Annotated in this window: 1 protein-coding gene; it reads left to right on the plus strand. The window is 48.0% G+C overall.

Going from position 1 to position 648, the window contains the following annotated elements:
* Positions 1–648 (plus strand): FGGY family carbohydrate kinase (locus R7040_RS27335; RefSeq protein WP_318097726.1); only part of this gene is annotated, 648 nt, incomplete at both ends.

Below are 648 nucleotides of genomic sequence, written 5' to 3' on the forward strand. Positions count from 1 at the left end.
CGACGCCAATATCGTAAGCGTCGCTCAGCGAGAGTTTACTCAGATTTATCCACAAGCAGGTTGGGTTGAGCACGATCCAATGGAAATCTGGGCAACACAAAGCTCTACATTAGTTGAAGCTTTGGCTAAGTCAGGCATCCGAAGCGACCAATTAGCTGCCATTGGTATTACGAACCAACGTGAAACCACCATCGTCTGGAACAAAGAAACAGGCAAACCCGTCTACAACGCAATCGTATGGCAATGTCGTCGCACCGCAGACATTTGTGAAGACCTAAAAAGCCGCGGCTTAGAAGATTACGTTCGCGACAACACTGGCTTGGTGCTTGACCCTTACTTCTCTGGCACTAAAGTTAAGTGGATTCTGGATAACGTAGAAGGCGCACGCGAAGATGCAGAAGCAGGCAAACTGCTGTTTGGTACCGTCGATACGTGGTTAGTATGGAAGATGACTCAAGGCCGCGTTCACGTTACTGACTACACCAACGCATCACGTACCATGCTATTTAACATCAACGACCTATGTTGGGACCAAAAGCTGTTGGATGAGATGGGCATTCCGGCGTCAATGATGCCAGAAGTAAAACGCTCTTCGGAAATTTACGGCAAAACGAACATCGGTGGTAAAGGCGGTACTCGTATTCCTAT

The organism is Vibrio sp. 1069 (assembly GCF_033340555.1).